The following is a 24,043-nucleotide window of genomic DNA, read 5'->3' on the forward strand; positions in this document are numbered from 1 at the left end:
TGGCTGCCTGAACGTGTGGGTGACATCGCACCGTCGGCACGCCGTGCCGGGCCCGGCGGTACGACATACTCGGTACCGTGCGAACTCTTCACCTGCCGCTCACCCGTGCTGCACGCGGAGGGGCACCCGCATGAACGTCGTCGCCGTCACCCCGTGGTTTCCCACTGACGACGCCCCCACGATGGGCACGTTCGTCGCCTCCGACGTCGCGGCGCTCGCTGCCCGGCCGGAGGTCAGCTCGGTTCGGGTGGTGCACCTGATCCCACCCGCTCAGGACGATGGTGAGCCCGAGACCACCCGTGATGGGATCGCCGTGCAGCGGATCAGCATGAACCCACGCTCGCCGCTGTCCGTGCTGCGTGCCGGCCAGGACCTCCGTACTGCCGTGGCTGGGGCCGATACGGTGCACACGATGGCTTTCCCCGCTCTGCTGCCGATGGCATGGTGGCGTCCCCAGGTGCCCTGGGTGCACACCGAGCACTGGTCCGGCCTCACCACCCCCAGCACGTTGCCGCTGACCTGGCGCCTGCTGCTGCCGTTGTTGTGGCCGCTGGTGCGACGCCCCGACGTCGTCACTGCGGTGTGTGAGTACCTCGCCACCCCGATCCGTGCCCGCCGGGGCGATGACCCGACGACGGTCGTGCCGTGCATCGTTCCCTCACCCGAGCACCTGCAGTCCCGCCCCATGCGCCCGCGCACCCCCACCCGACTGGTCGCCGTCGGGGGACTGGTGGACCGCAAGGATCCGCTGCTCGCGGTGGATACTGTCGCCGAGCTGGTAGGGCGTGGTCACCCAGCCCGGCTCACCTGGATCGGGGACGGCCCGCTACGCACCAAGGTGCAGCGCCATGCCCGGCGCCGCAAGGTGGAGCATCTGGTGCGGCTGCCCGGGGCCGCCGACGCCGCCGGCGTACGTACCGCGCTCGCCGACGCCGACGTGTTCTTCCTGCCCACCCGGGCAGACAACTTCTGCGTGTCCGCCGCTGAGGCCCTCGTCGAGGGACGTCCGGTCGTGGTCGGAGCCACGGGCGGGCAAGGCGAGTACATCGACCCTCGGATGGGCGCCCTGGTGCACGACCAAACCGCTGAGGCCTACGCAGATGCCGTCATCGACGTCGAGCGTCGCACCCTGCACCTGAACGCGAGTGACGTGGCAGCCACCGTGGCTGACCGGTTCTCACCGGAGCACGTCACGAACGGCTATCTGGAGGCCTACGCACGTGCACGCCGCTGACCGGAGCGCAGCATCGCCGTCGGACGGGGACGAGGCGCAGGGCGAGGTACGCCCGGGCGTGGACGTGGTCATCGCGGTGCACTCCACCGAGCGCCCGATCGCCCGGGCCGTGCGCTCCGTGCTCGACCACAACGGCGAAGGTGTCCGGCTCACGGTGGTGTGCCACAACATCGCCGCCACACAGATCCGGCCACTACTGGATTCCGCCCACCGGGACCAGGTGGTCTGGCTGGAGCATCGGGACTCCCATCGCAGCGCCTCCGGGCCGTTCAACGCCGGGATGGCGGCCGCCGTCGGGGACTATGTGGCGATCATGGGCTCGGATGACACCCTCGCCCCCGGAGCCATCTCCTCCTGGTTCTGGCTCGCCCGCCGTACCGGCGCCGAAGCCGTGATCGCCCGCCTGGAACGTGGCGAGGACCGGGTGATCGTGCCGACCCCGCCCACCCGGCCGCTGCGCCGGCGGGACCTGGACGGCGTCGCGGACCGGCTCTGCTACCGCAGCGCTCCGCTCGGCCTCGTCTCCCGCGAGGCGATCGTGCGGCTCGGGCTGCGGCTGGAGGAGGGAGCCCAGGTCGGCGGCGACGTCGGCTTCGTCACCCGACTGTGGTTCCAGGGGACGATCGCCTACGACCGCTCCGGCCCGCCGTACGTGATCGGTGAGGACGCGACCGACCGGGTCACCTACGCCCCGCGTCCGATCGCCGTGGAGCTGAAGTTCCTGCGCACCATCCTCGCGGCATCCTGGTTCGAACGGCTCAGCCTCGAGCAGCGCCGTGCGGCGGTGGTGAAATACCTACGGATCCACCTGTTCGGCGCTGTCTGGAACCGGCAGGACCCCGAGTTCTGGACCGAGACCGAACGCAGCGAGCTCGCCGGGATCGCGCGCCGCCTGCTCCGCGCTGCACCCGGAGCCGAGGCGGTGCTCTCGCTCGCCGACCGCAGGCTCCTGGACGCCACCCTCGATCCACGAGTCAGCACATCAGCGCTGCTCGCGCGGGCAGTGGCACGCCGGAGGCACGGCCGCCCGCGGACGATCATCACCCGCGATCTCGCGCAACTGTTCGCGCGGGAGGCCCCGCTGCGGATGATGGTGGCCTCGGCGCTCACCCGCTGACCTGCGTCCGAGGCGGAGGGTCACCGAGCTGCAGGCGGTGTGTCGCCGAGCCCAAGCAGCAGGGCGCGGCCGACCAACTTCTGCGTCCATCGCACCCCGTGCTGCTCCTGCCAGAGTTCGACGATCCGACGTTCCCCCGCCCGGTCGGCATCGTCGAGCACGATGACGGCGTCCGGGGCGAGACGCTCCACCAGTACCGGAAGCGCCGGGTAGCGGGCGAGGTCGCCGGTCGCCTTGGGCGGGCCGTCCACGACGAGCATGTCGATCAGCGGGAGCGAGGCGGCGTCTACGTTGTACCAGTCGAGCGGTCCATGATCGGTCTCGGTGGGTACTAACGGTGCATGCCTCACCTCGGCCCAGGCGCCCAGGCCGTGCCGGGCGAGATGCGCACGAGTCGCTGCGGCGTAGTCGCCATCGTGATCCAAGGAGACGACGCGACCATGTCCGTTGCGACGCAGGGCCTGGGTGACCCACATGGTCGAGGTGCCGCTGCCGCACTCGACTACCGTGGTCGGACGCAGCCGGGTGATCAGGTCAACGATCTCCACCAACGTCGTCGGCTCCATCGCCCACCCTCCGACGGCCGGCAGCGGAGCGTCCGGGGTGAACCAGGACTGCAGCAGCGCCATCGACTGCTGCTGCGTGAGCGGCTCATGCTTGAGGTCCCGCAACGACCGGCGCAACTCGATCTGCCGTGCGCGGGCGCGGTCGGCATGCTCCTCCACCAACTGATGGGTCTGCGCTAGTTCGGTGGAGATCTGCCCCACCGAGGATTCGATCGTGCGGGTCAACGTGCGGCCCGGCTCCGTGCGCAACTGCTTTTCCAACCGCCGACGCAGGCGGCGAATCTCGTCCCGGGCCGCGCGCTGGTCGGCGCGCACTCGCGCGACCTGCTGCTGCATGCTCTCCAGCTGGCTGCGCAGCGCGTGCCGATGCCGCCCGTCCAGCTCCAGGAGCGCCGCCAGCACTGCGGACACCGCCAGCAGGGTCAGCGCCGCACCCAGGTCACCCTCCACGGCCATGACGACGACGGCTCCCACCACAGCGGCGGCGAGGACCCCACCTTCGAGCAGTCGACGTCGTCGCACTTCGCACCTCAGTTTCTGATCGCGGGTTCGCCAGCGTATCGAGGATCAGGTCGTGACGAGCTCATCTACGACATGAATTGGGGCGGTGTGGCGAACCGGGCGCCGATCGAGGAGGTGGCGACCGGTTCCGTCCCCGGAGCTCGCGCACACGACGAGGGCGCCGTCCTCGGTGCGTCGATCGGACCAGTACAGCGGGGGCCGGGACGTCACTTCGATCTGCGCGCCGCGCACGATCACGGCGGCGACAGCGCCATCCGGCAGGTCCTCCGGCCGCACGTCCTGGTCGTCGTCGATGCGATGCAGGACGGGCGCCAGTGCCACCCCAGGGTGTTCGCAGGGATCTCGGCTAATCAGGTAGACCGTGTCACACCGGCCGGCATCGGCGTCGGAACGCACCCGCTCCTGCTGGAGCACCAGTTCTGGCGCTCCGATGAGCACAGGGTCCCGCCAGGGGCGTCGAGCGTCGAAATGCAGCTCCAGCGCTACCTCGGCCGTGGCTTCCCGTTCGACGGCCCCGGCACTTCCTTCGTGCCGCGCACTGCCGGCCCGTTCGGTAGCGAGCTCGCGCAGGCGAGCAACGAACGAGGCGTGCGAGAAGCGTTCGTCCACGAGCGCCCGTGAGCGCTGCACCTGCTCGGCGTACAGTTCCGGGTCGGCCAGATACCGTCGTGTCAGTGCTACCGCCTCCTCCGGTTCGGCGTAGAGCACGGCGTCGCCGAAAGTGGGCTGATGCTTGGGCGACGCGATCGTCAGCACCCCACTCGCGGCCGCCTCCAGGATCACGCGCCCGAAGGCCTCGTTGGCATGGGCATTGTCCAGATACAGGAAGACGTCCAGATCGGCGAGGAACTCGCGCACATCGCGGGCCTTGTGCTGCAACAGCGTCCAGTTGCTCGGCGGGCGCTCGCTGCGCCCTCCGTCGCGCAGCAGCCGCCGCACAGTGTTGGCCGCCCCCATCATCCGCACCTCCACCTCGGGTCCGAACCCATAGGCGGTGAGCAAGTGCTCGGCGCTTTCCGGGAACTTGATACCGGTGTCCCGCGAGTACCGGCCGACCACCGGGGGGTCGCCGATTGGTCGCGGCGTGCGCACATGCCAGGTTTCGGCATCGACGAGGCCAGGGCTGTCCCAGGGAGTGAGGGAGATGCCCGGATCCATTTCGGTCAGCAACTCCCGCACCGTCGGCCCCTGCGGCACCCACCTCGGCGCCGTTTCGAACAGGGCCGTCGCATGCGCCGTCACGTCCTGGGGGACGTACCGCTGGTCGGACCCGTCCGGTTCGCACGGTGCCTGGTTCGCCACGATGAGCAGGTTGTCCGGCCGCACCGCGCCACTGACTGCCGGTGGATACTGCAGGATCGGGGGGTAGCGCAGCACGAGAGTCCGCACGGCCACGTCGTCGTCCACATGCACCCACTCCACGGCGCCGTCCCGGATGAGTTCGCGCAAGGGAGCACACAGGGGGTCATCCCGCCGGGTCATGAACCGCATGGCCTCCAAGTGCATGACACCTACCCGCATCCCGGCGGCGCGGCATGCGGCGATCTCCTCCAGCATCGAGTTCTGCGGTCCGCCATGCCGCCGCCAATCACCAGCGAAGACGACGTCCAGCACTGGTCGGGGCCCCACCTGATGGGCGCGACCAGTGGACCAGCGTCGTGGTGTGGGGAAGCGACGAGGCCCGTCCGGCTCGAGGAAGGGGTCGGCCTTTCCGGCGGCGATCCTGCGGTGCCAGTCCTCGTACGCGCCGCGGTAGGCGCGCCGCGAAGTGTGCCGCCACCCGGCGGAGAAGTCGCTGGCCGAGAGCGTGGTCTCACCACCGCGAAGGAAGGTGAGGGCGGCACGGGGCAGGCTCTTGATCCGCTTGCCGCACGCCGCCTCCAACCTGCGGGCGAACTCCGTGTCCGCCGCCTTGCGCACCGGGTCGAAGAACCCGATCCGGCCCACGACCTCGGCGAGGCGGAACATCAGGGACGGGGCCGCCGTCATCAGCGGACGGTATCCGGGTCGCGTCAACTCCAGCATCTCGCTGATCCGGACACCCCACCCGCGGGTCGCGAGCAGGCTTCGATCCTTCAACAGCGGACGAACGCCTGTCTCGAGATAGGTGGGGTGAACCCAGTCGTCGGAATCGACAGTGACGACGAAGTCGCCCGTCGCCTGCCGCAGTGCCGTGTTGCGTGCACGGTAGGTGCCGCCGTTGATCGACTTGCGGATCACCCGGATCCTCGGATCCAGGGCGGCGACCTCGGCCAGCACCTGCGTCGACGCCGCGCCGGAGGCATCATCGACGATCAGCATCTCCCAGTTCTGCCACGTCTGGGCGATGACGGACCGAACTGTGGTGAGCAGCTCGGGACCGGGGTTGAAACAACTCGTGATCACCGTGATGCGGTGCGGATCATGTGTCACGGTGTCCGTGACGGCCTGCAACCGGTCGAAGGGCGAACCGGGGGCGTCCTGCAGACTCAGGCTGGGCACGCCTGGCCGCAACACTGCCTCGGAGAGAGAGGCGGTCCAGGCCGCGATGTCGTCCGGACCGCCCCGCAGGAACGGGTTCAGTAGGTCGGTCAGTGCGGCGGCACGGTGCTGTGAGTCGATATCGAGGTCCGCGGCTCCGAGCAGTTCAGCGGCGGCCTCGCGTCGGTGCAGCCGCACCAGAAGCTGCAGGTAGAGGTCGAGGTGGGCGCCGAGTGCGGCGCGCCCCCATGTCCGCTCCACGGTGGCCATGAGCGCCACTGCCACCTCGTGGTCGGCGGGCGAGCCCTGCTGCAGCGCCCGCACTCGGGCATATTCGGTCGTCCACGTCGGGTCGAGCCGGTTCGAGACGGCATGACGAGCGGGTGTGCCCCCTGCGAACGCCTCCAACTCGACGCCGTTGAGGTGACCGAAGCTGGCCAGGTGCGCGAGGATCTCCCGACCGGCGAGCGACTTGGTGCGCAGCAACGTCGTGGGCAGGTCCCGCGGGTCCCGTTGCGCGAACACCGCGTGATCGGCGTGTACCCGGGCTGTGGTCAGCTCGCGACGGCGGCGTTCCGCGACCTGTCTCATGCGGTGTGCAGCGGGTCGCGACGGGGGGCCGTCGCGGCTTCCGGGTGGGGCGAACCCGGGGAATCGGCGGGTCGTTCCGCGGCCGCCAGCAGTGCGGCAGCCGCCTCCTCCAGGGCGGCCTGCGAGCGATCCAACCGGCCGACGTACTGTGCCTGCAACAGGCGGACCGTCCCCATCAGGTCGTCGGGGGAGACACCGGGAGTGGCGCGTGGCTCCGGCTTGGTGCGCGCGGCGAACCGGGAGCGGGTGCGGCGGTTCGTGTCGAGCGAGATGACGGCGATCATCAGCAGCAGAGCCGCCAGACCGACCTCAGGGATCCACGGGTGCCCCAGCAGAGCGAACACCGCGGTGAGGAGCGCCGGCGCCGTCAGGGCTGCCAGGGCAATCTGGTACTTCTTCGATCTCATCGGCCCACCTCGCCTGTTAGTCTCGTCGCGGAACTCATTCGTGGCCCTTCTGACGACGGGAACTTTGCGCGTTCTCGAAGGAGATAACCACGACCAGAGGGCGTCACAGTGTCGCTAGTACAACGACTGGGTGAACAGTCGGTAACAGTCCTTCGAGTCCCGGACTCGGAGGTGCTGCGCCGACCGTTCGGTTATGCCTACGCGGCGATCCGCACCGGCTCACGAGCGGTCCCGGACCTGCTCGCCCGCGTGGCGACCGCAGGTCGATGGGACGCGCGCACCCTGCTACGGGGTGCACTCGAGCGGGAGCTGCCCGACGAGGCCACGAGCGGACGGCGGCTCAAGGTCACGGCAGCTCTCGCTGCCGTCTGGGCGACCGGTAGCGCGACACAGGAGGCCGCGTTGGCGACTTACCTGACCTTGGCGGAAACAGTCGGTGCCGATCAGCTGGACCCGCCGAGTCAGCAGCTCCTCGCCCAGCTTGCGCTCCTCACCGGTCAGGACGCCGCTGTTCGGGACCTGGCCCTGACCCGGATCGCGCCCATCGTCCGGCACTACCTGACCGTCGACCGCACCAACCCGTGGCTCGGCTGTCTCGATGCGGACGCCCAGGTGCACGCAGGCGCCGAACTCCCCAGCGCCCGAGTTCGGACTGCGTGGGAGCGACTGCTCGGTGCCGAGTTCGCGAAGGCGGGTCTTACCGGACCGAGCGTCACACCCGATGCCCCGACCCTCTACGACGGCCTGACCTGTGAGCGACCACCCGCCGTCGACGGGCCGTTGGTGACGGTGGTCATGCCGTGCTACCGGCCGGATGCCGGGCTACTCACCTCGGTGCGCTCGATCCTCGCGCAGTCCCACGAGAACCTCGAGATCCTCATGGTCGACGACGCCTCCGGCCCCGGGAGCGCACACTGGTTCGACGCATGCCGCGAGCTGGACCCGCGGATCCGGGTGATCCAGGCCGAACGCAATGGCGGCACTTACGCGGCACGGAACCTCGCTCTGCACGCTGCCCGTGGCGAGTTGATCACGTTCCAGGACGCCGACGACTGGTCGCATCCGGCACGGATCGCGGCTCAGGTCGCTGCCGTGAGCAAAGACGAGGAGGCGGCCGGATCCGTCAGCGACGCGATTCGCGCCAAAGATGATCTGACCCATCAGTGGCTCGGGTATCCGGCTCGCCGGCGCAACGCCTCGTCGCTGATGGTACGCCGAGCCGTGGTGGAGGCCGTCGGCGGGTTCGACCCGGTACGCAAGAGTGCTGATTCCGAGTTCTACGAACGGATCCAGCATGCCTGGGGACCGGTGCTAGACGTTCCGGTGCCCCTGGCCATCACCCGGCTGCGGGCCGGCACGCTGTCCCGGTCGGACTTTCGCTACCAATGGACCGCGCCGGACCGGCTCATCTACCGGGACCAGTTCCGACACTGGCACGCCACGACCGATCATCTCGTGCAGCGCGACGACTCCGAGCGGCCCTTCCCCGCCCCGGCGTCCTTCCTCGGCGCACACGGAGCGCGCGCCCGCCTCCACCTGGACCTGCTCGTGCTGGCTGACCTGAGCACGGCGGACGGCGTGGCCGCGCTGCAGGCGGCGGTCGAGGACGCCGGCACGGCGGCGACGGTCGGTGTGCTGCACCGGGAGGATGCGCTCGCGGGTCATTCCCGGCGACCCGAGATTCACGCCGAGGCGCTCGACCTCGCCGCCTCGGGCCAGTGCCTTCTGGTCTCGTCCACTGATCCCCTTGAGGCAGATCTTGTCCTCGTCCCGCAGGTGAACGTCCTGCTCACCCAGCACCGACCGGTGCCCGACGTCCGCACATTCGAGGTGCTCTTGGTGCCGCAGGTGCCTCGCGATCCGGACGGTGTGATTGACCACGTGGCTCTGGCGGAGGAAGCGCGCGCCCTGTTCTGCACCCGGCCCCGATGGGCCGCGGCCAGCATCGAGGACTACCAGGCCCTCCTGGAGGACGGCTTTGAACGACTCGTCCTCCTCTCGGACGAGATGGCTACTATCGTCGGGGCCAACGAGCCCGGGGGCTCCGACTGACTCCCAGCGGGCCTCGGCCGCCATCCGGCTCGCGACCGCGCACGCACAAGGAGAGTCATGCAGATCACCGTCATCGGGCTAGGCAAGATCGGCCTGCCGCTGGCCGCCCAGTTCGCCCACGCGGGGCACGATGTGGTCGGTGTCGACGTCAACCCGCAGGTGGTCGATCTGGTGAACGCCGGCACCGAGCCGTTCCCCGGTGAGGCGTACCTGGCGGAGCGGCTGACCGCACTGGTGCCCACCGGTCGGCTGCGTGCCACCACCGACTATGGCGACGCCGTCCCGGGCAGCGATGCTGTGGTGATCGTGGTGCCGCTGTTCGTCGACGACGAGACCTGGGAGCCGGACTTCGGCTGGATGGACTCGGCTACCCGCTCTCTGGCCGAGCACCTGAGTCCCGGCACTCTCGTCTCCTACGAGACGACGCTCCCCGTGGGCACTACGCGAACCCGGTGGAAGCCAATGATCGAGGAGATCTCGGGCTTGCGCGAGGGGAGGACTACCACCTCGTCTTCTCCCCGGAGCGGGTACTCACCGGCCGGGTGTTCGCCGACCTGCGGCGCTACCCGAAGCTCGTCGGGGGCCTCTCGGCTGCCGGCGGTGAGCGAGCCCGGGAGTTCTACGAGGCCGTCCTCTCCTTCGACGAACGGCCCGATCTGGACCGTCCGAACGGGGTGTGGGACCTGGGGAGCGCCGAGGCAGCCGAGATGGCCAAACTGGCCGAGACCACTTACCGTGACGTGAACATCGCCTTGGCGAACCAGTTCGGCACCTTCGCGGCCGCGAACGGGATCGACGTGCACCAGGTGATCGATGCGTCGAACTCGCAGCCCTACTCGCACATCCACCGGCCCGGTATCGCCGTCGGCGGCCACTGCATCCCCGTCTATCCTCGCCTGTACCTGTGGACCGATCCCGAGGCCACCGTGGTGCGGACTGCCCGGCAGGCGAACATGCAGATGCCGGCCTACACCGTGGGTCTTGCCGACGGGGCGCTGGGCGGACTCGCCGGCCGGCGAGTGGTCGTGCTCGGTGCCGCATACCGCGGGGGAGTGAAGGAGACCGCGTTCTCCGGGGTGTTCGCTACTGTGGCTGCGCTGCGCGATGCCGGTGCCTATGTGCTCGTGCACGACCCGATGTTCTCCGACGACGAGCTCATCGCCTATGGCTTCACCCCGTACCACCTGGGGGAACCGGCGGCGGCGGCCATCGTGCAGGCCGACCATCCTGAGTACGCCGAGCTGAGCCCGTCCGACATTCCCGGGATCGAGGTGCTCGTGGACGGACGCCGGGTCACCACAGCCGAGCAGTGGCCGCACGTGCGGCATCTGACGGTCGGTGTTGGCACACTGGACGAATGACGAACCTCGCACCTGGAGTCCTTGCTGTCACTGGCGGCCACGTCGTCCCTGTCAACGCCCCGCCGATCGACAACGGCACGGTCGTGGTCACCGACGGGGTGATCTCCGCCGTCGGAGGCGCTGACGTCCCGGTGCCGGACGGCGCACAGGTGATCGATGCGACCGGCCGGTGGGTGCTGCCTGGGTTCGTCGAGGCCCATGCGCACCTCGGTGTGCACGAGGACGGCGAGGGCTGGTCCGGTAACGACACCAACGAGATGACCACCCCGAACGGTGCCCGGTTCCGGGCCCTGGACGGGATCGACATCGACGAGGTCGGTTTCCGAGACGCGCTCGCCGGTGGGGTGACCGCAGCGGTGATCAAGCCGGGCTCGGGAAATCCGATCGGTGGGCGCACCGTCGCGATCAAGACCTGGGGCGGACGGACGGTGGACGAGCAGGTGATCTCGGCCGACGTCTCGGTCAAGTCTGCGCTCGGGGAGAACCCGAAGCGCGTGTACGGGGAGAAGAAGGAGACGCCGTCCACGCGGCTCGGCGTGGCGGCGGTACTGCGCGACGCCTTCGTCGGCGCACGCAACTACGCCGAGGCACGCGCGCACGCGGTGAGCAAGGGGGAACCCTTCGCCCGCGACCTCACCCTGGAGACCCTCGCCGACGTGCTCGACGGCCAATTGGCCTGGGACCAGCACTGCCACCGGCACGACGACATCGCCACGGCCATCCGGCTCGCTGAGGAGTTCGGCTACCGGCTCGTGGTGAACCATGGCACGGAGGGCCACAAGATTGCCGACGTGCTCGCTGAGAAGGATGTTCCGGTGATCTTCGGCCCGATGTTCACCTCCCGGGTGAAGGTGGAGCTGCGCGATCGCGCGATCGGCAACCTCGCCCAGATCGCGGCGGCGGGGGTGCGGGTGGCGATCACCACAGACCACCCGGTGGTGCCGATCAACTTCCTCGTGCACCAGGCCACGCTGGCGGTGAAGGAGGGTCTGCCGCGGCAGACCGCCCTGGAGGCCCTCACGGTGAACCCGGCCGCCATCCTCGGCCTGGACGAACGCATCGGCGCACTGGAGGTGGGCCGTGACGGGGACCTGGTGGTCTGGTCAGGTGACCCGTTGGAGATCGGGTCCCGCGCGGAGCAGGTGGTGATCGGTGGTCGGCCGGTGCTCGCGCCGGGTGAGGACGGCTCACACATCGTTGAGCGGAGTGCGCGGTTCGGTCGCTGAGGCGGCCCGCGACCGGTGGCCGGATCAGACCCGGCGTTTAAGCGTCGAGCGCACCGTGACCTGTCCGAGCGCCCAGATCGAACGCGGGACGGAGAGCTTCTCGATTTCGCGATAGAGGCGCCAGTTGTACGCCACCAGGCCGAGCCGGCTGGTACCCGAGAGTGAGCCCGCGTGCTGCTCCCGGTACAGGGCGAGCGGTTCGTCCAGCCCCCGGGCGATCGAACCGTCTCGCAGGATCGACAGCCAGAGGCCGTAGTCCTGGCGTTTGCGCAGATCGGGCATGGTGCGCAGGCCGAGCTGATCGACGTCGTACATCGCGGTGAGGCAGCCGATGTGGTTCTGCTGCAGCATCAGCCGGTAGTCGAGTCGGTCGCGTGCTCGGACGATACGTTGCGTCGGGACGAAGTCGAGAGCCTGACCGCCGAAGTCGGCGGCGACCTTGTAGTAGGAGGTGAAGGTCAGCGGCGCGCCCGTGGTGCGAGCGAAGTCGAGCTGTCGCTCGAGCTTGTCCGGCAACCACTGGTCGTCGGCGTCCAGGAATGCCACCTGGGAGCCCCGGGCGCGCGTGATGGCCGCGTTCCGGGCGCGGGCCGCACCGCCGGAGGACGTCGTGCGCTGTGGGAGGATCCGCTCGTCCTCGGCGGCCAACCCGCGCACCACCTCCCACGATTCGTCGGTGGAGGCATCGTCGGTGATCAGTAGTTCCCAGTCCTGATGCCTCTGGTGCTGCACCGACCGGATGGCCGCGCTGACGGTGGTGGCAGCATCGTGGACCGGCATGATCACGGACACCAGGGCCATGCATCCTCGTTTCGGTGTTGCGCACTCTGAGCAGACTGTTGCCACGGTAGCGTGAAGCTTCCGCCGGCGGTGAGCAGAGGAGACGCAGTGCCCAACACGATCGAGCCTGGAACGCGGGTCTTGGTGATCGGCAGTTCCGGCTTCGTCGGGTCGCATCTGGACGCCGCCTTCGGCGACCTCGGGGTGGAACTGGTGCGGTTCGATCTGCATCCAGATCCGCACGGACAGCACGAGACCATCGTCGGAGATGTCCGCGACGTCGAGGCGCTGACCGAGGCGATGGCCGGGTGCACCGCAGTGCTGAACCTGGCGGCTGCACACCACGACTTCGGGATCTCCACCGAGACGTTCGAATCGGTCAACGTCGGTGGCGCTCGCGCCGTCTGCGCGGCGATGGAGCACCACGGCATCACCAATCTCTGCTTCTACTCTTCCGTAGCCGTCTACGGTGAGCACTCGGAACCGCCCGACGAGACCACCGTGCCGACTCCGGTGAACGACTACGGCCGCACCAAGCTGGCTGCCGAGGCTGTCTACCGGGAGTGGGAGTCCACAGCGACCGACGGCGCACCCCGGCGAGCGCTCATCGTGCGCCCGGCAGTGGTCTTCGGACCGCGCAACTTCGCCAACCTGTACAAGCTGATCCGGCAGATCCACACGCGCCGGTTCCTGCCGGTCGGCCCAGGAAGTAATCGCAAGAGCATGTGCTATGTCACCAATCTGGTGGAGGCGATCGCGTACCTGTGGAGCGCCCCGAGCAGACTCCCCAGCGGAGAGGTCGAGGTGTACAACTACGCCGACAAGCCGGACCAGACCTCCCGCGAAACCGTGACGGAGGTCTACCGCGCGCTCGGCCGGCGCGAGCCCGCCGTGCGGATTCCGCTCGCGCCGGCGCTGTTGGCTGCGAAGCCCTTCGACATGGTCGGCCGAGTCACCGGCCGGGACCTGCCCGTGACCTCCGCGCGAGTGCGCAAACTGTCCGAGTCGGAGACGGCGTTCGAGGCCGCCCGGATTCGCGAGGTCGGTTTCGTCCCGTCGGTCACGTTGCCGGAGGGTATCGCGCGGATGGTGCGCTGGTACCTCAGCGAAGGCTCCTCAGCGACGCCTGTGGTGCACATCCCACCGGCCGAGGTCAGCCGCTGACGTGAACATCCTCACGCCTGCATTCCAAGGCGCCCGGTGGGGCTCGACGACGCTGATCCCCGAGTTCCTCGGTACCCGCCCCTCCGGCAACCCGGTGGCCGAGGCATGGTTCGGTGCCCACCCCAGTGCGCCGTCGGGCACCGACGACGGAACTGACCTGGGCAGCCTGCTGGCACGCCAGCCGGAGCAGCGGCTGGGACGGGACGTCGTCACCCGGTTCGGCGAGCGGCTGCCGTATCTGCTGAAACTGATCGCTCCGGTGCGCCCACTCTCGCTACAGGTGCACCCGAACCTGGAACAGGCTGCGGCCGGACACCGTCGCGAGGAGGCGCTCGGCATCCAGGTGGCACAGCGCAACTATCCTGATGCGAACCACAAGCCCGAAATGGTCTACGCGCTCAGCACGTTCGAGGCTGTCTGCGGATTCCGTGCCCCACGCCGGGTCGCCGAGCTACTCGACGGGCTCGATGCTCAGCTCGCTCGTCAACTGGCGGCGATCCTGAGGCGGGACCCCAGCGCGGAGGGAGTGCGGTCGGCGTTCGCGCGACTGCTCGGCCACGCGGACGGTGACGAGGTGACCCAGGTGGCTCGTGGCTGCCGGGAGCGGCTCGCGGCCGGCGATTCCCCCTCGCCCCGGGCGGACGCCCTGGTGGTGATGCTCGCCGACGAGTACCCGGGGGACCCTGGCGCGGTCACCGCGTTGTTGCTCAACCCGGTCACGCTGCAGCCCGGGGAAGCGCTCTTCGTCCCACCAGGGTGCGTGCACAGCTACCTGAGCGGATTCGCTGTCGAACTGATGGCCAACTCGGACAATGTGCTGCGGGCCGGGCTGACGGTCAAGCACGTGGACGTGGCCGAGCTGCTCGCTACGGTGGACTGTGTGGCCGCACCACCGATTCGGATCGCGCCCGAGACGGTCGGTTGCACCGAGGTGTTCTATGCCCCCGTGGACGACTTCGAGCTTTCCGTTGCGACACGTGCCGGTGGCGAACCGGCACGGCTGCGCGGCCGCGGCCCGCGCATCTTGCTCGGACTGGACGGAGCGATCACGGTGGCAGCCGGCGGGATCGAGCGTGTGCTCGCTCGTGGCGAGAGTCTCTTCCTGGGAGCGGACGAGACCCCGGTGCTGCTGTCCGGCGCCGGCCGGCTGGTGCAAGCAGGGGTGCCCTGACGTTCAGCCGATCAGTCGCGCCGACTCCTGCGTGGCGATGCGGTCCACGTCGGCGTCCGGGTCTGCCACGAGGACCACGGAGCCGCCGTTCGCCCACGTGCCCACCATGCGACGGAGCAGGGCTGCCAATGCGTCGTTCGCCTCGTCGGTGGCATCGACCTGCACGAGCACCCGGTCCCCGGCGATGTCGGTGGCGAGAAGGTCGTCCTCCTGGTCGTCCCACCGGAGGGTGGCTCCAACTGAGGAGACAGGCTGGATCAGTGCATCCGGCTGACTCATCGCCTCAGCGGCACCGTCTACGGCGCCGGACGGGACGTCGTCGGCAGACATCGCCAGAGCCGGTAGGGCGATGACGATCACCACCGTGCTGCCTACGGGAGCGACGGACCGGTGCGTGACCAGGACGTCCGGTGCATCCTCGCCGAGGACGACCGTGGCGCCGCATGCCCACGTGGCCAATGCCCAGACGGCGGCCCGCCAGTGCGCCGGCAGGTCCAGTTGTACGTCGGTGCCGAGCTGGGCATCAGCCTCGTCGGCAAGCAGGTTCGCTGCCTTCGCTACCCAGGTGTGCAGGACGCGACCGGTGAGCTCGACGCGCTCGCCGGCGCGGCCGTACCAGGTGAGACGAGGCTGTCCGGGCTCGTTTGCCCAGCGGTCGAGGAGGGTCGCAAGAGGTGGCACGGCGGCAGGATACGCGCCTGAAGGCAATCCCGCTGCATATCACTGTCGGGCTTGACTTTAGCGGGACAACACGCGTGTAATTTAAGTCAAGCAGAGGGAGCGAGCACCGTCGCTCGCACGAGTACGGACGATTGGGGAAGCTGTGTGGAACATCCTAGGCGAGGGGCCACTGACCTCCGGTGTGCCGCAACCTGAGCCGCGTCCGGAGCGCCCCTGGAGCTTTGGCGGGGTCGTCGAGGACGACGCTGCGCTCTCCTGGCAGGAGCGTGCGTTGTGCGCCCAGACCGATCCGGAAGCTTTCTTCCCCGAGAAGGGCGGCTCCACGCGTGAGGCGAAGCGGGTCTGCGTCTCGTGTGATGTGCGTGCCGAGTGTCTCGAGTACGCGCTCGCACACGACGAACGGTTCGGCATCTGGGGTGGACTCTCGGAGCGTGAGCGGCGCAAGCTCAAGCGCCGTGCCCTCTGAGCACGCCTGAGCCCGACTATGACTTCATGACCGCGAGCGAGACTGGCGTGCGCGCCGTCGTCGTCGGCGCCGCAGCCTCCCGCTTCTTGCCGCACACCTTGGCCGCGCTGGCCTCGCAGACATCGCCACCGGACGAGATCATCCTGGCCGGCCTCGGGCAGGACCGCTCGGGTCAGGCCGAGACGTGGGAAGCGCTCGTGGTCGAGGCAGGTCTGGACCGTCGCCGGGTCCGGGTCGTTCCCGTCCCCGAAGCCGCCACCTTCGGTGCTGCCGTCCGGCGTGCGCTCGCGGTGGCGGAGCGAAATCGGCCAGGTGAGGACACGCCTGCGCAGGTGCATACGGATCCCGCGTGGCTGTGGCTGCTGCACGATGATTCAGCCCCGCGGGAAGAAGCGCTGGCCGAGTTGCTCGGTACCGTCGAAGCATCCAAGGCAATCGCCATCGTCGGGAGCAAGCAGGTCGACTGGAATCAACCGGACCGGTTGATCTCGGTCGGGGTGCGGGCTACCCGTGGTGGCCTGCGATTCACCGGCATCGAGGACAAGGAGATCGACCAGGGGCAGCACGACGGCCGGGACGACGTTCTCGCGGTCGGCACGGCCGGGATGCTGATCAGGGCGGACCTGTGGCGCGCGCTGAACGGCCCCGACCCGGCTCTGGGACCGTTCGAGGACGGACGTGATCTGTGCCAACGCGCACGGCTCGCCGGGCACCGCGTGGTCGTCGCCCCACACGCTGTGGTGCGGCACGCGCGCGCGTCCTACCGAGGTGTGCGGGACTCGGCGAGCGCTCGCCCGGACCCGCGCCGCTCGTTCCTTTCGCGCCGCACCGCAGCCCTGCACCTGCGGCTGACCGACGCCCCGGCCCTGCTGGTGCCCATCCTGGCAGTCGCTGCCGTGGTCACGGGCGTGGTCCGGGCGTTGTGGCGGGTCAGCACCAAGGAGCTCAGCCTCGTTGGCCACGAGATCCTTGCGCCGCTGTTGGTGCTTGCCCGTCCGAACGCTGTGTGGCGGTCCCGACGGCGGGCGCGTCGGACTCGACGGCTGCCTGCCCGGCGGTTGCGACCGCTGCAGGCCAGTTGGCGGGATGTGTGGCGGCTGCGCCGGGACCGCCGGATGCAAGCGGCAGCCGCTCGCCGTGCCGCCCGCGCCCCCAGTGAGTTGGAGATCGCCGAACGCGCCGCGATGGCGCGCAAGCGCCGTATCACCGCTGCAGCCGTACTCGTGTTGGCGGGTGCAGTGGCAGCGGTCGCCGTTGTTCCGTCATTGCTCGCCGGATCGCTCATCGGCGGGGCGTTGCTGCCCGCGGACCCGGGGTTCGCCGGTCTTTGGCACGCCGCGACCTCCCCGTGGCTCGCCACGGGAGATGGTCTCAGCGGACCGCCCGACCCCCTCCTGCTCGCGCTCGTGCCCTTCTCGTTGCTCACCGGGGGAGCGTGGGGCGTCCCACTGCAGGTGACGCTCGCGGTCCTGCTGGCTCTTGCCGTACCCGGCGCTGCGCTGGGGGCTTGGTTTGCGGCCGGAGCGGCGACCCGCTCGACGCTGCTGCGCGCGTGGGCAGCCCTGGCGTGGGCGCTCGGCCCGCCTCTGCTGCTCGGTCTCGGCGCCGGGCGCGTGGGTGCGGTGCTCGCCCATGTCGCAATGCCACTGGTCGTACTCGGTGTAGTCCGTTCGCTCGGGCTCGACCGGCGCGACGTGGTGGTCTCCGGGATGGTAGGCGCCCAGCACGTGACCAGGCGTAGTGCGCCGGCGCAGGTGTCGGCACAGGAAGCCAAGCGGGCTCGGTTGGCTGCGCTCGCCGAGGTGGGTTCGACCGATACCGCGGCCGATGAGATTCCCGCGCCGAAGCAACCGAAGCGTCCCGCCGGGGGGTCAGCGCCGGAGGCCCCACAGGCCACTGTGATCTCGAGGATCTCCAGGGCTGGGTCACTCGGTGCCGCGGCCGCGGCCGGTCTCGCGTTCGCCCTGGCAGCGGCGGGTGCGCCGGTTCTGCTGCCTGCAGGCGTTGTCGCAGTTGTGGTGCTCGCCCTGACCCTGGGGCGTCGCCGTCGGCTTCCGACCGGGCGCGGTCGACTGGTGATCGTCTTGCTGCCGGCTCTTGTCCTGCTGGCGCCACTGCTCCAGTACGCGATGGCGCAGCCCGAAGGTTGGCGACTCCTCGTCGCCAACCCGGGGGCAGGCCTGGAGGTGGATGCCGGTGCCGCCTGGCTGCGGGCGCTCGGATGGCCCCAGACACCGGCGCCGGCGCCGTTCTTGCCATCGATCAGCAGCGAGTTGCCATTGGCCGCGACGGCGGTGCTCCTGGCAGCCGCGGTGCTCGCCCTGGTGCGTGGCACTGCACGCGCGCGTGCGATTCGGATCGGGTGGCTTCTGGTCACCATCGGCATCCTCGCTGCCGAGGCGTCGCTGCGCACCGTGGTGGGTGCGGGGCGAGGCACTGATGGAGGTATGGAAGCCGTGCACGGCTGGGCGGGACCGGGAACGTCGCTCGTGCTGGCTGGGCTGCTGGTCGCCGTCCTCTGCGGCGCGGACGGGTTGCGCGGCACGCTCAGCGGGACCAGTTTCGGTTGGCGCCAGCTGAGTGCAGCGGTGGGGACCGTTGCGGTCACCGTGGCACTGCTCGCCACCGGCACTGCACACGCGGCCCGCGTGCTCGCCGAGCGCTCGGGCGAGGCTGAGGTCGAGGTGGCACTGATCAGCGGTCGGGGTGCGGAACCTGTGCCTGCGTTGGGTCGCGAGCTCCAAGGGTCGGCACAGCAGGCACGCGTGTTGGCACTCACCCCCACCTCCACGGGGCTGGATGCGCAGATCTGGCGCGGGAACGGCCCTCAGCTCACCGAGAGCTCGACCGTGGCCGATCTGTCCGCGTGGACAGCCGATCCCGAGAGCGACGCCGCGTCGACCGACCTGGCCACCGTCGTTGCGGAACTCGCGAACGGAACCGCCAGCGATGCAGCGAGCACTCTCGCCGAACATGCCATCGCCGTCGTGGTGGTCCCCGCAACGTCGGACGCCACGCGTGCCCCAGTGGACGCAGCCGCCCGTGCGCGATTGATCCCGGTGCTGGACGCGGTGCTCGGCCTGGACCAGGTGACCGAGAACGACTCCGGGGTGATCTGGCGCGTCAGCGTGGCCGAGGGGGCCACCGACGCGGCGATCGCCCGTGCCCAGGTGTACGACGGCGATGGTGCTCTGGTGCAGAACATTCCCTCGAGCGCCGCGCGCCTGGGTGGTGCCGTCACCGCTGACGGCACCGAGCGCACTCTGGTGCTCGCTGAACGCGCGGACCCGGCCTGGCACGCCTGGCTCGGTGGGACACCGCTGCGCGCCATCGATACGGGGTGGCAACAGAGTTTCGCTATTCCCGACGGCGCCCGCGGTGAGCTCGAGATCCGCTACCACCCTGTATGGGTCACCCCGTGGCGGGTGGTCCTTGTCGTGGTGCTCGGCCTGACCGTGCTGCTCGCCCTGCCCACACGCAGACGACGAGGGGAGGACGCTCCATGAGTACCGACCGTCCGTGGCACCGCCGCGTACTGTCCGGTGTCGGACGCGCCGTCAGTGGCGTCGTCGTGCTTGCGCTCGCCGCCGCCGCGACGACTGCTGCCACCGTGCTGGAACGCGCGGACACCGATCCTGTCGCGCCCGTCCAGGTTGACGTCGGTGCCGCTCCACTGACGCTGGTGTGTCCCCCAGCCCCGGTACTGCCCACCGGAGACGGCGGCGACCTCGACTACGACGACGAGTTCGACAGTACGGCCGAGACCGACCTGCTCACCTCCGTGGTCGTTCCCGGCCGGGACGGGGCCGAACCGGACCCCGCGACTGCCGCACCTGTGGGAGGGGACGCCACCGAGATCGCTACCACGGGCGCGATCCGCCTGCTCGAGGTGACGGAGCCGCAGCCCACCGTGGTCGAGGCGCAGCCCTCCCAGGAGCGGACCGCACTCGCCGCCGGCGCCTCCGTGGCCAGGACCGATGCCGGTGACCTGCGCGGGCTGACGGCCGCTCCCTGTCAGCAGCCCACGTCGTCGGCGTGGCTGGTTGGCGGGCAGACCGAACTGGGCGCGAGCGCACGTCTGACGCTCACCAACCCGGGCAGTACCCCGGTGACGGCGACGGTGCAGCTGTGGGGAGCCACCGGCCCTGTCGAGGGCGAGGCAGTCGTGGCGATCCCGCCGGGCGAGACCCGCACCGCGCTGTTGGAATCGGTCACCCTGGAGCCACGGGTCGCCGTGCAGGTCCAGGCGGACGGCGGGCGCGTCACGGCCTCACTGCAGGAGACGGTGCTTGCTGGTCTCGTCCCCCAGGGCTCCGATGTGATCACGGCGGCGAGCGACCCCTCGACAGACCTGCTCGTTGGCCCGATCCCGATCTCGGCGGATCCCGGCACTGCAGCACTCCGGCTCGTCAACGCTGGGCAGGATCCTGCTCAGGTGTCGGTGGAGGTGCTCGGCGCCGAAGGCCCAGAGGATCTGCCCGGGGCACAGGAGCTCGTCGTCGAGCCGGGCACTGTGGCGGACATCGCGCTGGACGGGATCGACGGCACGGCCGCCTCGCTGCGGGTGACCAGCGACCAACCGGTCACCGGTGCAGCCTTGGTGACCCGGGGCGGCGAATCGACTGACCTGGATCCCGACCAGCCGGTCGCCGAGCGGGCTTGGATGCCTGCCACCGGCGCGGTGGAGCACGGTCTTGTCTCCCTTGCCGGACTGGGGACACTGGTGGACCGCGCCAGCGTGAGCGTGACCAGCGCTGCTGGGAGTGATCAGACCGTCTCGGTGCGTGCCATCCGCGCCGACGGAACGTCGGCCGAAGCCGTTGACGTGCCGGTGCCGACCGGGGCTACCGTGCGCATCGGAGACGACCTGGACCTCACGGATGCGGTCGCCGTCGAGATCGTTGGAGACGACGTGCTCGCGAGCGCGATCCTCGTCTCCACCTCAGACAGCGGGGCGCTGGTCGGTCTGCTCCCGATGACTCCTGATGCGCACTCGGATCAAAGCATCGAGGTCCGGGTGGGCACGTCCTGAACGGGCTGCCCGTCAGTGTCGCCACCGGGATCAGCCGCGGGCCTTAGCTTCCGTAGCCCGGGTCCACCTCATCCGGATCACGTCCGAGCATGTGCGCGATCTGCTCCACCAGGACGTCTCGGATCAAGACAACGATGTCCAATTCGTCCTCGCTGCGGGCAATCACGGGTTGGCGGTACACCACGATCCGGTGCCCCAGGCCAGCAGCAGGGTCCGCGGAGAAGTAACGGCCGAGCGGCACCGCACCGGTCTCCCACGGCGCGGGCGCACTGGGTGGCACCTCCTCCACGGCGACCTCCACGCCGTCCAGCTCCGGCCCGAGGTGCCGTTCCAGGTGCTCGAGCGTGCCGATCACCGCATCGTCGAACTTCTCGGCCCGGGTGCGCCACCCCGGCAGGGCCGGGGGCATCAGCGGACCGCGCACCCCGCGGCCGTGTCGGTCCCTGCGGCGCGGAGGACTGGCATAGGCGGAGCCGTGGGGGACCAGCGGACGAAAGGCCTCGGACATGGCACCAGCCTGCCAGAGGAGAGCGGGCGACTCGGCGTGGCCCGCGCCGCGCGACGGATGCTGCGAGGTAGCGTGGGCCCCGTGAGACCGACTCGAGGGTGCACCCGTTCCGCGTGCACGGCGCCTGCCGTGGCCACGCTCACCTACGTGTACTCGGACTCCACCGCCGTACTTGGCCCGCTCGCCACGCACGCCGAACCGCACACCTACGACCTCTGCTCCGAGCACGCCGAGCGTCTCACGGTCCCTCGCGGATGGGACGTGGTGCGTCTGGCCACCGAGTTCGAACCGGCGCCCCCGAGCTCAGACGACCTGTTGGCTCTGGCGGACGCCGTCCGGGAGGCGTCCCGTGCGACACCGGCGCCATCGGTCCCTGCCGCACGTGGCCCTGTTGTGCCCGCCCCGGTCACCCAATCTCGACTGTCGCCCGAGACCGGGCGACGCGGTCATCTGCGGGTGATCCGCGGCGAGGACGAGTAGTCAGCGACGCCGCTTTACTTCTGGAACGTATCCCGCGATGTGCCCCGGGACGGTAGTGTGTCGCGAACAGCGATGCGTTCTTCCGCGATCCCTGTCGGCAGAGTTGCTGGTACCAGTGGTGGGAGTGAACGATGTCAGGACGCAGGCCGGTCGTCGCGATCAGTGGCAGGCGCGAGAACGCATCCTGGGGGCTGTGGGACCGGCGGGACACGGCCTTGCTCTCGTGGGACTATGTCCATGCCGTGCAGCACGCAGGAGCGGACGTCGCGATCCTTCCTCCAGGCGGCCATAGCGGGCAACTGACCCGCTTCGACGGGCTCATCATTGCCGGTGGCGCTGACGTCGGCTCCCGTCGCTACGGTGAGCCCCCGCACCCAGAGGCTGATCCGGCGCCGAGCATCCAGGATGACCTTGAGTTCACCCTCCTGGCGGAAGCGCTGGCGCGGGGACTTCCTGTGCTGGGAATCTGCCGTGGAATGCAGATCCTCACGATCGCGAGTGGGGGCACCCTCATTCAGCACCTCCCGGACCAGCTCGATGCTGCGCAGCATCTCGAGGCGGACGGGGATTTTGGCTACCACCCAGTCTCCATCACCGCCGGCTCACGACTATCGAGCATCTACGGTAGCGGCCCTAGCATCGTGCGAACGATGCATCACCAAGCGGCGGCCACGACGGGTTCCCTGCTCGTCACCGCCCGTGCCGACGACGGCACCATCGAGGCCGTCGAGGACCCCGCCAGAGCGTTCGTTGTGGGTGTGCAGTGGCACCCTGAGGTGGACAACGACGAGGAACTGTTCAGACAGTTCGTGATCCATGCGGCTTCGACCCACTCGTCGGACAGTGTGGCGTTGAGTCCGCTGAATGAGCTCGCCTGAGGAACAGGTGATTCCGAACGCATGCCAGGTGGGCTTGTTCGCCTGCCACCTGAACGATTGTCAGTGCTCAGCGTCCACGCGGCACCACTCACTGCAGGGACGTACCGTACTCGGCCACGTGGCAGGGGCAAAGGCTGGCTGTCCGCCGAGCCCGACGTAGTAGTTGCTCGTGGGATGGTCTCCGTAGAGGGCACCGGCTGGTCGCCCCAGGATCAGATCGCGTTCGAGCCGGGTCTGGGCTCGAAGCCACATGTCGCCCATGAGACGGTCGTGCTCACTGCGGTACTTGTGCGCCCCACCCGGTGCGCGTGTCATCTCGCCGAGGGTGGGGCCGTCGCTCGTGTCGTAGAGGTCGACGCGTATGAACGCCGTTCCTATACACAGGGACAGGTGGCGGGCCACCTCCACCATTGCCTCGAGGTTCTGGGGGATCGGGACGCCCTTGTCGATCGGAGCGGTCGACTGCAATGACACATTGCCGAGGTCTTTGCCGTCAGACCAGAGAAATCGATATCGGACGGTGTCAGCCTGACCATGGCTGGTGACCGAACGCAACAGGATCTGACCGACTTCACCGTAGAACGCGAAGATCTTGACGTCTTGCGGGATGTCTCCCTCCTGCCCTCGCGCCGTGATGAATTCTTCGGCGAAGTATGGCGGCCTTGCCCTCCGGTCCAGCTCGTGCAGCCGTGCCCGGAGATCAGCGACGGACATCGTTGTCGATCCACCCGCGATCGCATAGCTTTCGTCGTCGATGCGGTGAAGCGGGAACACTCCCTGACCGCCGGCGCCACCATCGGACTTGAGGACCAGGTCGTCCGGCAGTTCGCTGAAGTCGATCGAGTCGATGTCCGGCCATCGGTGCAAGATCAGGGGTGTGGCTACGCCGTGCGACTGGGCGAGGGTGTAGTTCCTGAGCTTTCTCGGAATCTGGCGCAAGGCGGTGACGAAATCAGTGTCCTCATGGGCAGCGCTCTGCACCCGAGTTCTCAGGGACAAGATCTCACGGCGGAAGGACGGATTGCGGTCATTCTCGCGCTCTTGCCGCCGATTCGCCTTGTCGCGCCGGAGTTGTCGTTCCTCGCCTTGCTCGATTTCTCGCTCAAGTGAGGCGACTCTGACTTCCAGATCCTGCACAGTTCGCCGCAGCCGCATAACCTGCCGGTGTCGCCGGGAAATGTCCACCCGCAACTCACGTAATTTCTCGTCGCGCCATCGAATGGCAGGAATCATCGCGCGCAGCGATGCCTTGAGGGTCGTTACCACTTCCCTGTCCTCCTCTGGACTTGACCTGACGATCATCCCATGAATGCTCTGTTGGCGAAGTGAATCCGGGACATGAATCAA

At 69.2% G+C, this 24,043-nt stretch carries 18 protein-coding genes and 1 pseudogene; 12 read left to right on the top strand and 7 right to left on the bottom strand.

What is annotated here, in order from left to right; translation table 11 throughout:
* The first annotated feature begins 130 nt into the window (after nt 1-130).
* Nucleotides 131-1,234 carry a glycosyltransferase gene (locus BLU77_RS20330; RefSeq protein ID WP_089775185.1) on the top strand — a complete coding sequence of 368 codons (1,104 nt, stop codon included), beginning with the start codon at nt 131-133 and terminating at the stop codon, nt 1,232-1,234.
* Nucleotides 1,221-2,351: a glycosyltransferase family A protein gene (locus BLU77_RS20335; protein ID WP_175477256.1), complete on the top strand. Its 1,131-nt coding sequence runs from the start codon at nt 1,221-1,223 to the stop codon at nt 2,349-2,351. Before BLU77_RS20330 ends, BLU77_RS20335 begins: the two co-directional genes overlap by 14 nt.
* A gap of 20 nt (nt 2,352-2,371) precedes the next feature.
* On the opposite strand, the gene BLU77_RS20340 is transcribed toward BLU77_RS20335, so the two are convergent.
* From BLU77_RS20340 to BLU77_RS20350, 3 genes are read right to left on the bottom strand one after another with little or no spacing between them, the layout of a single operon-like run.
* Nucleotides 2,372-3,439, bottom strand: a complete 1,068-nt coding sequence (locus BLU77_RS20340; protein WP_089775189.1) for a class I SAM-dependent methyltransferase — start codon at nt 3,437-3,439, stop codon at nt 2,372-2,374.
* Nucleotides 3,440-3,484: 45 nt separating this feature from the next.
* Entirely contained in the window at nt 3,485-6,490 is a 3,006-nt protein-coding gene (locus BLU77_RS20345; protein WP_089775191.1) for a glycosyltransferase, read from the bottom strand.
* Complete coding sequence (locus tag BLU77_RS20350; RefSeq protein ID WP_089775193.1) at nt 6,487-6,897, bottom strand: hypothetical protein; 411 nt, start codon at nt 6,895-6,897, stop codon at nt 6,487-6,489. Before BLU77_RS20350 ends, BLU77_RS20345 begins: the two co-directional genes overlap by 4 nt.
* A gap of 171 nt (nt 6,898-7,068) precedes the next feature.
* Between BLU77_RS20350 and BLU77_RS20355 the strand changes: the two genes are divergently transcribed.
* The 3 genes and pseudogenes from BLU77_RS20355 (at nt 7,069) to BLU77_RS20365 (ending at nt 11,536) form a co-directional block, all read left to right on the top strand.
* Entirely contained in the window at nt 7,069-8,949 is a 1,881-nt protein-coding gene (locus BLU77_RS20355; protein ID WP_089775195.1) for a glycosyltransferase family 2 protein, read from the top strand.
* A 57-nt stretch (nt 8,950-9,006) separates the two neighbouring features.
* Nucleotides 9,007-10,310 (top strand): annotated as a pseudogene (locus tag BLU77_RS20360) (nucleotide sugar dehydrogenase).
* Nucleotides 10,307-11,536, top strand: a complete 1,230-nt coding sequence (locus BLU77_RS20365) for an amidohydrolase (protein WP_089775197.1) — start codon at nt 10,307-10,309, stop codon at nt 11,534-11,536. The pseudogene BLU77_RS20360 and the gene BLU77_RS20365 overlap by 4 nt, the downstream one beginning before the upstream one ends.
* Nucleotides 11,537-11,560: 24 nt before the next feature.
* On the opposite strand, the gene BLU77_RS20370 is transcribed toward BLU77_RS20365, so the two are convergent.
* Nucleotides 11,561-12,337 (bottom strand): glycosyltransferase family 2 protein, encoded by a 777-nt coding sequence (locus BLU77_RS20370; protein ID WP_089775200.1) that lies wholly within the window; start codon nt 12,335-12,337, stop codon nt 11,561-11,563.
* Nucleotides 12,338-12,424: 87 nt separating this feature from the next.
* On the opposite strand from BLU77_RS20370, the gene BLU77_RS20375 reads away from it, so the two are divergent.
* Entirely contained in the window at nt 12,425-13,480 is a 1,056-nt protein-coding gene (locus BLU77_RS20375; protein ID WP_175477257.1) for an NAD-dependent epimerase/dehydratase family protein, read from the top strand.
* A 1-nt stretch (nt 13,481) separates the two neighbouring features.
* On the top strand, nt 13,482-14,651 hold the full coding sequence (gene manA, locus BLU77_RS20380) for a mannose-6-phosphate isomerase, class I (RefSeq protein ID WP_089775204.1): 1,170 nt from the start codon (nt 13,482-13,484) through the stop codon (nt 14,649-14,651).
* 3 nt (nt 14,652-14,654) lie between these two features.
* On the opposite strand, the gene BLU77_RS20385 is transcribed toward manA, so the two are convergent.
* Entirely contained in the window at nt 14,655-15,332 is a 678-nt protein-coding gene (locus tag BLU77_RS20385) for a TIGR03089 family protein (RefSeq protein ID WP_089775206.1), read from the bottom strand.
* Nucleotides 15,333-15,474: 142 nt separating this feature from the next.
* Here BLU77_RS20385 and BLU77_RS20390 point away from each other — a divergent pair, with 142 nt between their 5' ends.
* Genes BLU77_RS20390 through BLU77_RS20400 form a run of 3 tightly spaced genes read left to right on the top strand, consistent with a single transcriptional unit; the run spans nt 15,475 to nt 20,830 of the window.
* The gene (locus BLU77_RS20390; protein WP_089775208.1) at nt 15,475-15,798 is read left to right on the top strand and encodes a WhiB family transcriptional regulator; all 324 of its coding nucleotides are present in this window, start codon (nt 15,475-15,477) and stop codon (nt 15,796-15,798) included.
* A gap of 26 nt (nt 15,799-15,824) precedes the next feature.
* Nucleotides 15,825-19,304, top strand: a complete 3,480-nt coding sequence (locus BLU77_RS20395; protein WP_089775210.1) for a glycosyltransferase — start codon at nt 15,825-15,827, stop codon at nt 19,302-19,304.
* A complete protein-coding gene (locus tag BLU77_RS20400) occupies nt 19,301-20,830 on the top strand; it encodes a DUF5719 family protein (protein ID WP_089775212.1) in 1,530 nt (509 codons plus the stop codon). The genes BLU77_RS20395 and BLU77_RS20400 overlap by 4 nt, the downstream gene beginning before the upstream one ends.
* 43 nt (nt 20,831-20,873) lie before the next feature.
* Here the strand turns inward: BLU77_RS20400 and BLU77_RS20405 are convergent, their stop codons facing one another.
* Complete coding sequence (locus BLU77_RS20405) at nt 20,874-21,338, bottom strand: metallopeptidase family protein (RefSeq protein WP_175477258.1); 465 nt, start codon at nt 21,336-21,338, stop codon at nt 20,874-20,876.
* Nucleotides 21,339-21,419: 81 nt separating this feature from the next.
* Between BLU77_RS20405 and BLU77_RS20410 the strand changes: the two genes are divergently transcribed.
* Together BLU77_RS20410 and BLU77_RS20415 are read left to right on the top strand one after the other, a co-directional pair.
* The gene (locus tag BLU77_RS20410; RefSeq protein WP_089776058.1) at nt 21,420-21,818 is read left to right on the top strand and encodes a DUF3499 domain-containing protein; all 399 of its coding nucleotides are present in this window, start codon (nt 21,420-21,422) and stop codon (nt 21,816-21,818) included.
* Between the two features lie 131 nt (nt 21,819-21,949).
* Nucleotides 21,950-22,696, top strand: coding sequence for a gamma-glutamyl-gamma-aminobutyrate hydrolase family protein (locus BLU77_RS20415; protein WP_089775214.1), 747 nt, complete (start codon nt 21,950-21,952; stop codon nt 22,694-22,696).
* A gap of 60 nt (nt 22,697-22,756) precedes the next feature.
* Here the strand turns inward: BLU77_RS20415 and BLU77_RS20420 are convergent, their stop codons facing one another.
* The gene (locus BLU77_RS20420; RefSeq protein WP_175477259.1) at nt 22,757-23,962 is read right to left on the bottom strand and encodes an ATP-grasp fold amidoligase family protein; all 1,206 of its coding nucleotides are present in this window, start codon (nt 23,960-23,962) and stop codon (nt 22,757-22,759) included.
* Nucleotides 23,963-24,043: the final 81 nt, after the last annotated feature.

The sequence above is a fragment of the Ruania alba genome, from assembly GCF_900105765.1.
Taxonomy (GTDB): Bacteria; Actinomycetota; Actinomycetes; order Actinomycetales; family Beutenbergiaceae; genus Ruania; species Ruania alba.

What these genes read in the sequence shown, in the direction of transcription:
- BLU77_RS20370 (WP_089775200.1), bottom strand. Translation starts at nt 12,337, where the DNA reads ATGGCCCTGGTGTCCGTGATCATGCCGGTCCACGATGCTGCCACCACC.
- BLU77_RS20395 (WP_089775210.1), top strand. Translation starts at nt 15,825, where the DNA reads ATGACCGCGAGCGAGACTGGCGTGCGCGCCGTCGTCGTCGGCGCCGCA.
- BLU77_RS20345 (WP_089775191.1), bottom strand. Translation starts at nt 6,490, where the DNA reads ATGAGACAGGTCGCGGAACGCCGCCGTCGCGAGCTGACCACAGCCCGG.
- BLU77_RS20415 (WP_089775214.1), top strand. Translation starts at nt 21,950, where the DNA reads ATGTCAGGACGCAGGCCGGTCGTCGCGATCAGTGGCAGGCGCGAGAAC.
- BLU77_RS20400 (WP_089775212.1), top strand. Translation starts at nt 19,301, where the DNA reads ATGAGTACCGACCGTCCGTGGCACCGCCGCGTACTGTCCGGTGTCGGA.
- BLU77_RS20365 (WP_089775197.1), top strand. Translation starts at nt 10,307, where the DNA reads ATGACGAACCTCGCACCTGGAGTCCTTGCTGTCACTGGCGGCCACGTC.
- BLU77_RS20405 (WP_175477258.1), bottom strand. Translation starts at nt 21,338, where the DNA reads ATGTCCGAGGCCTTTCGTCCGCTGGTCCCCCACGGCTCCGCCTATGCC.
- BLU77_RS20330 (WP_089775185.1), top strand. Translation starts at nt 131, where the DNA reads ATGAACGTCGTCGCCGTCACCCCGTGGTTTCCCACTGACGACGCCCCC.
- BLU77_RS20350 (WP_089775193.1), bottom strand. Translation starts at nt 6,897, where the DNA reads ATGAGATCGAAGAAGTACCAGATTGCCCTGGCAGCCCTGACGGCGCCG.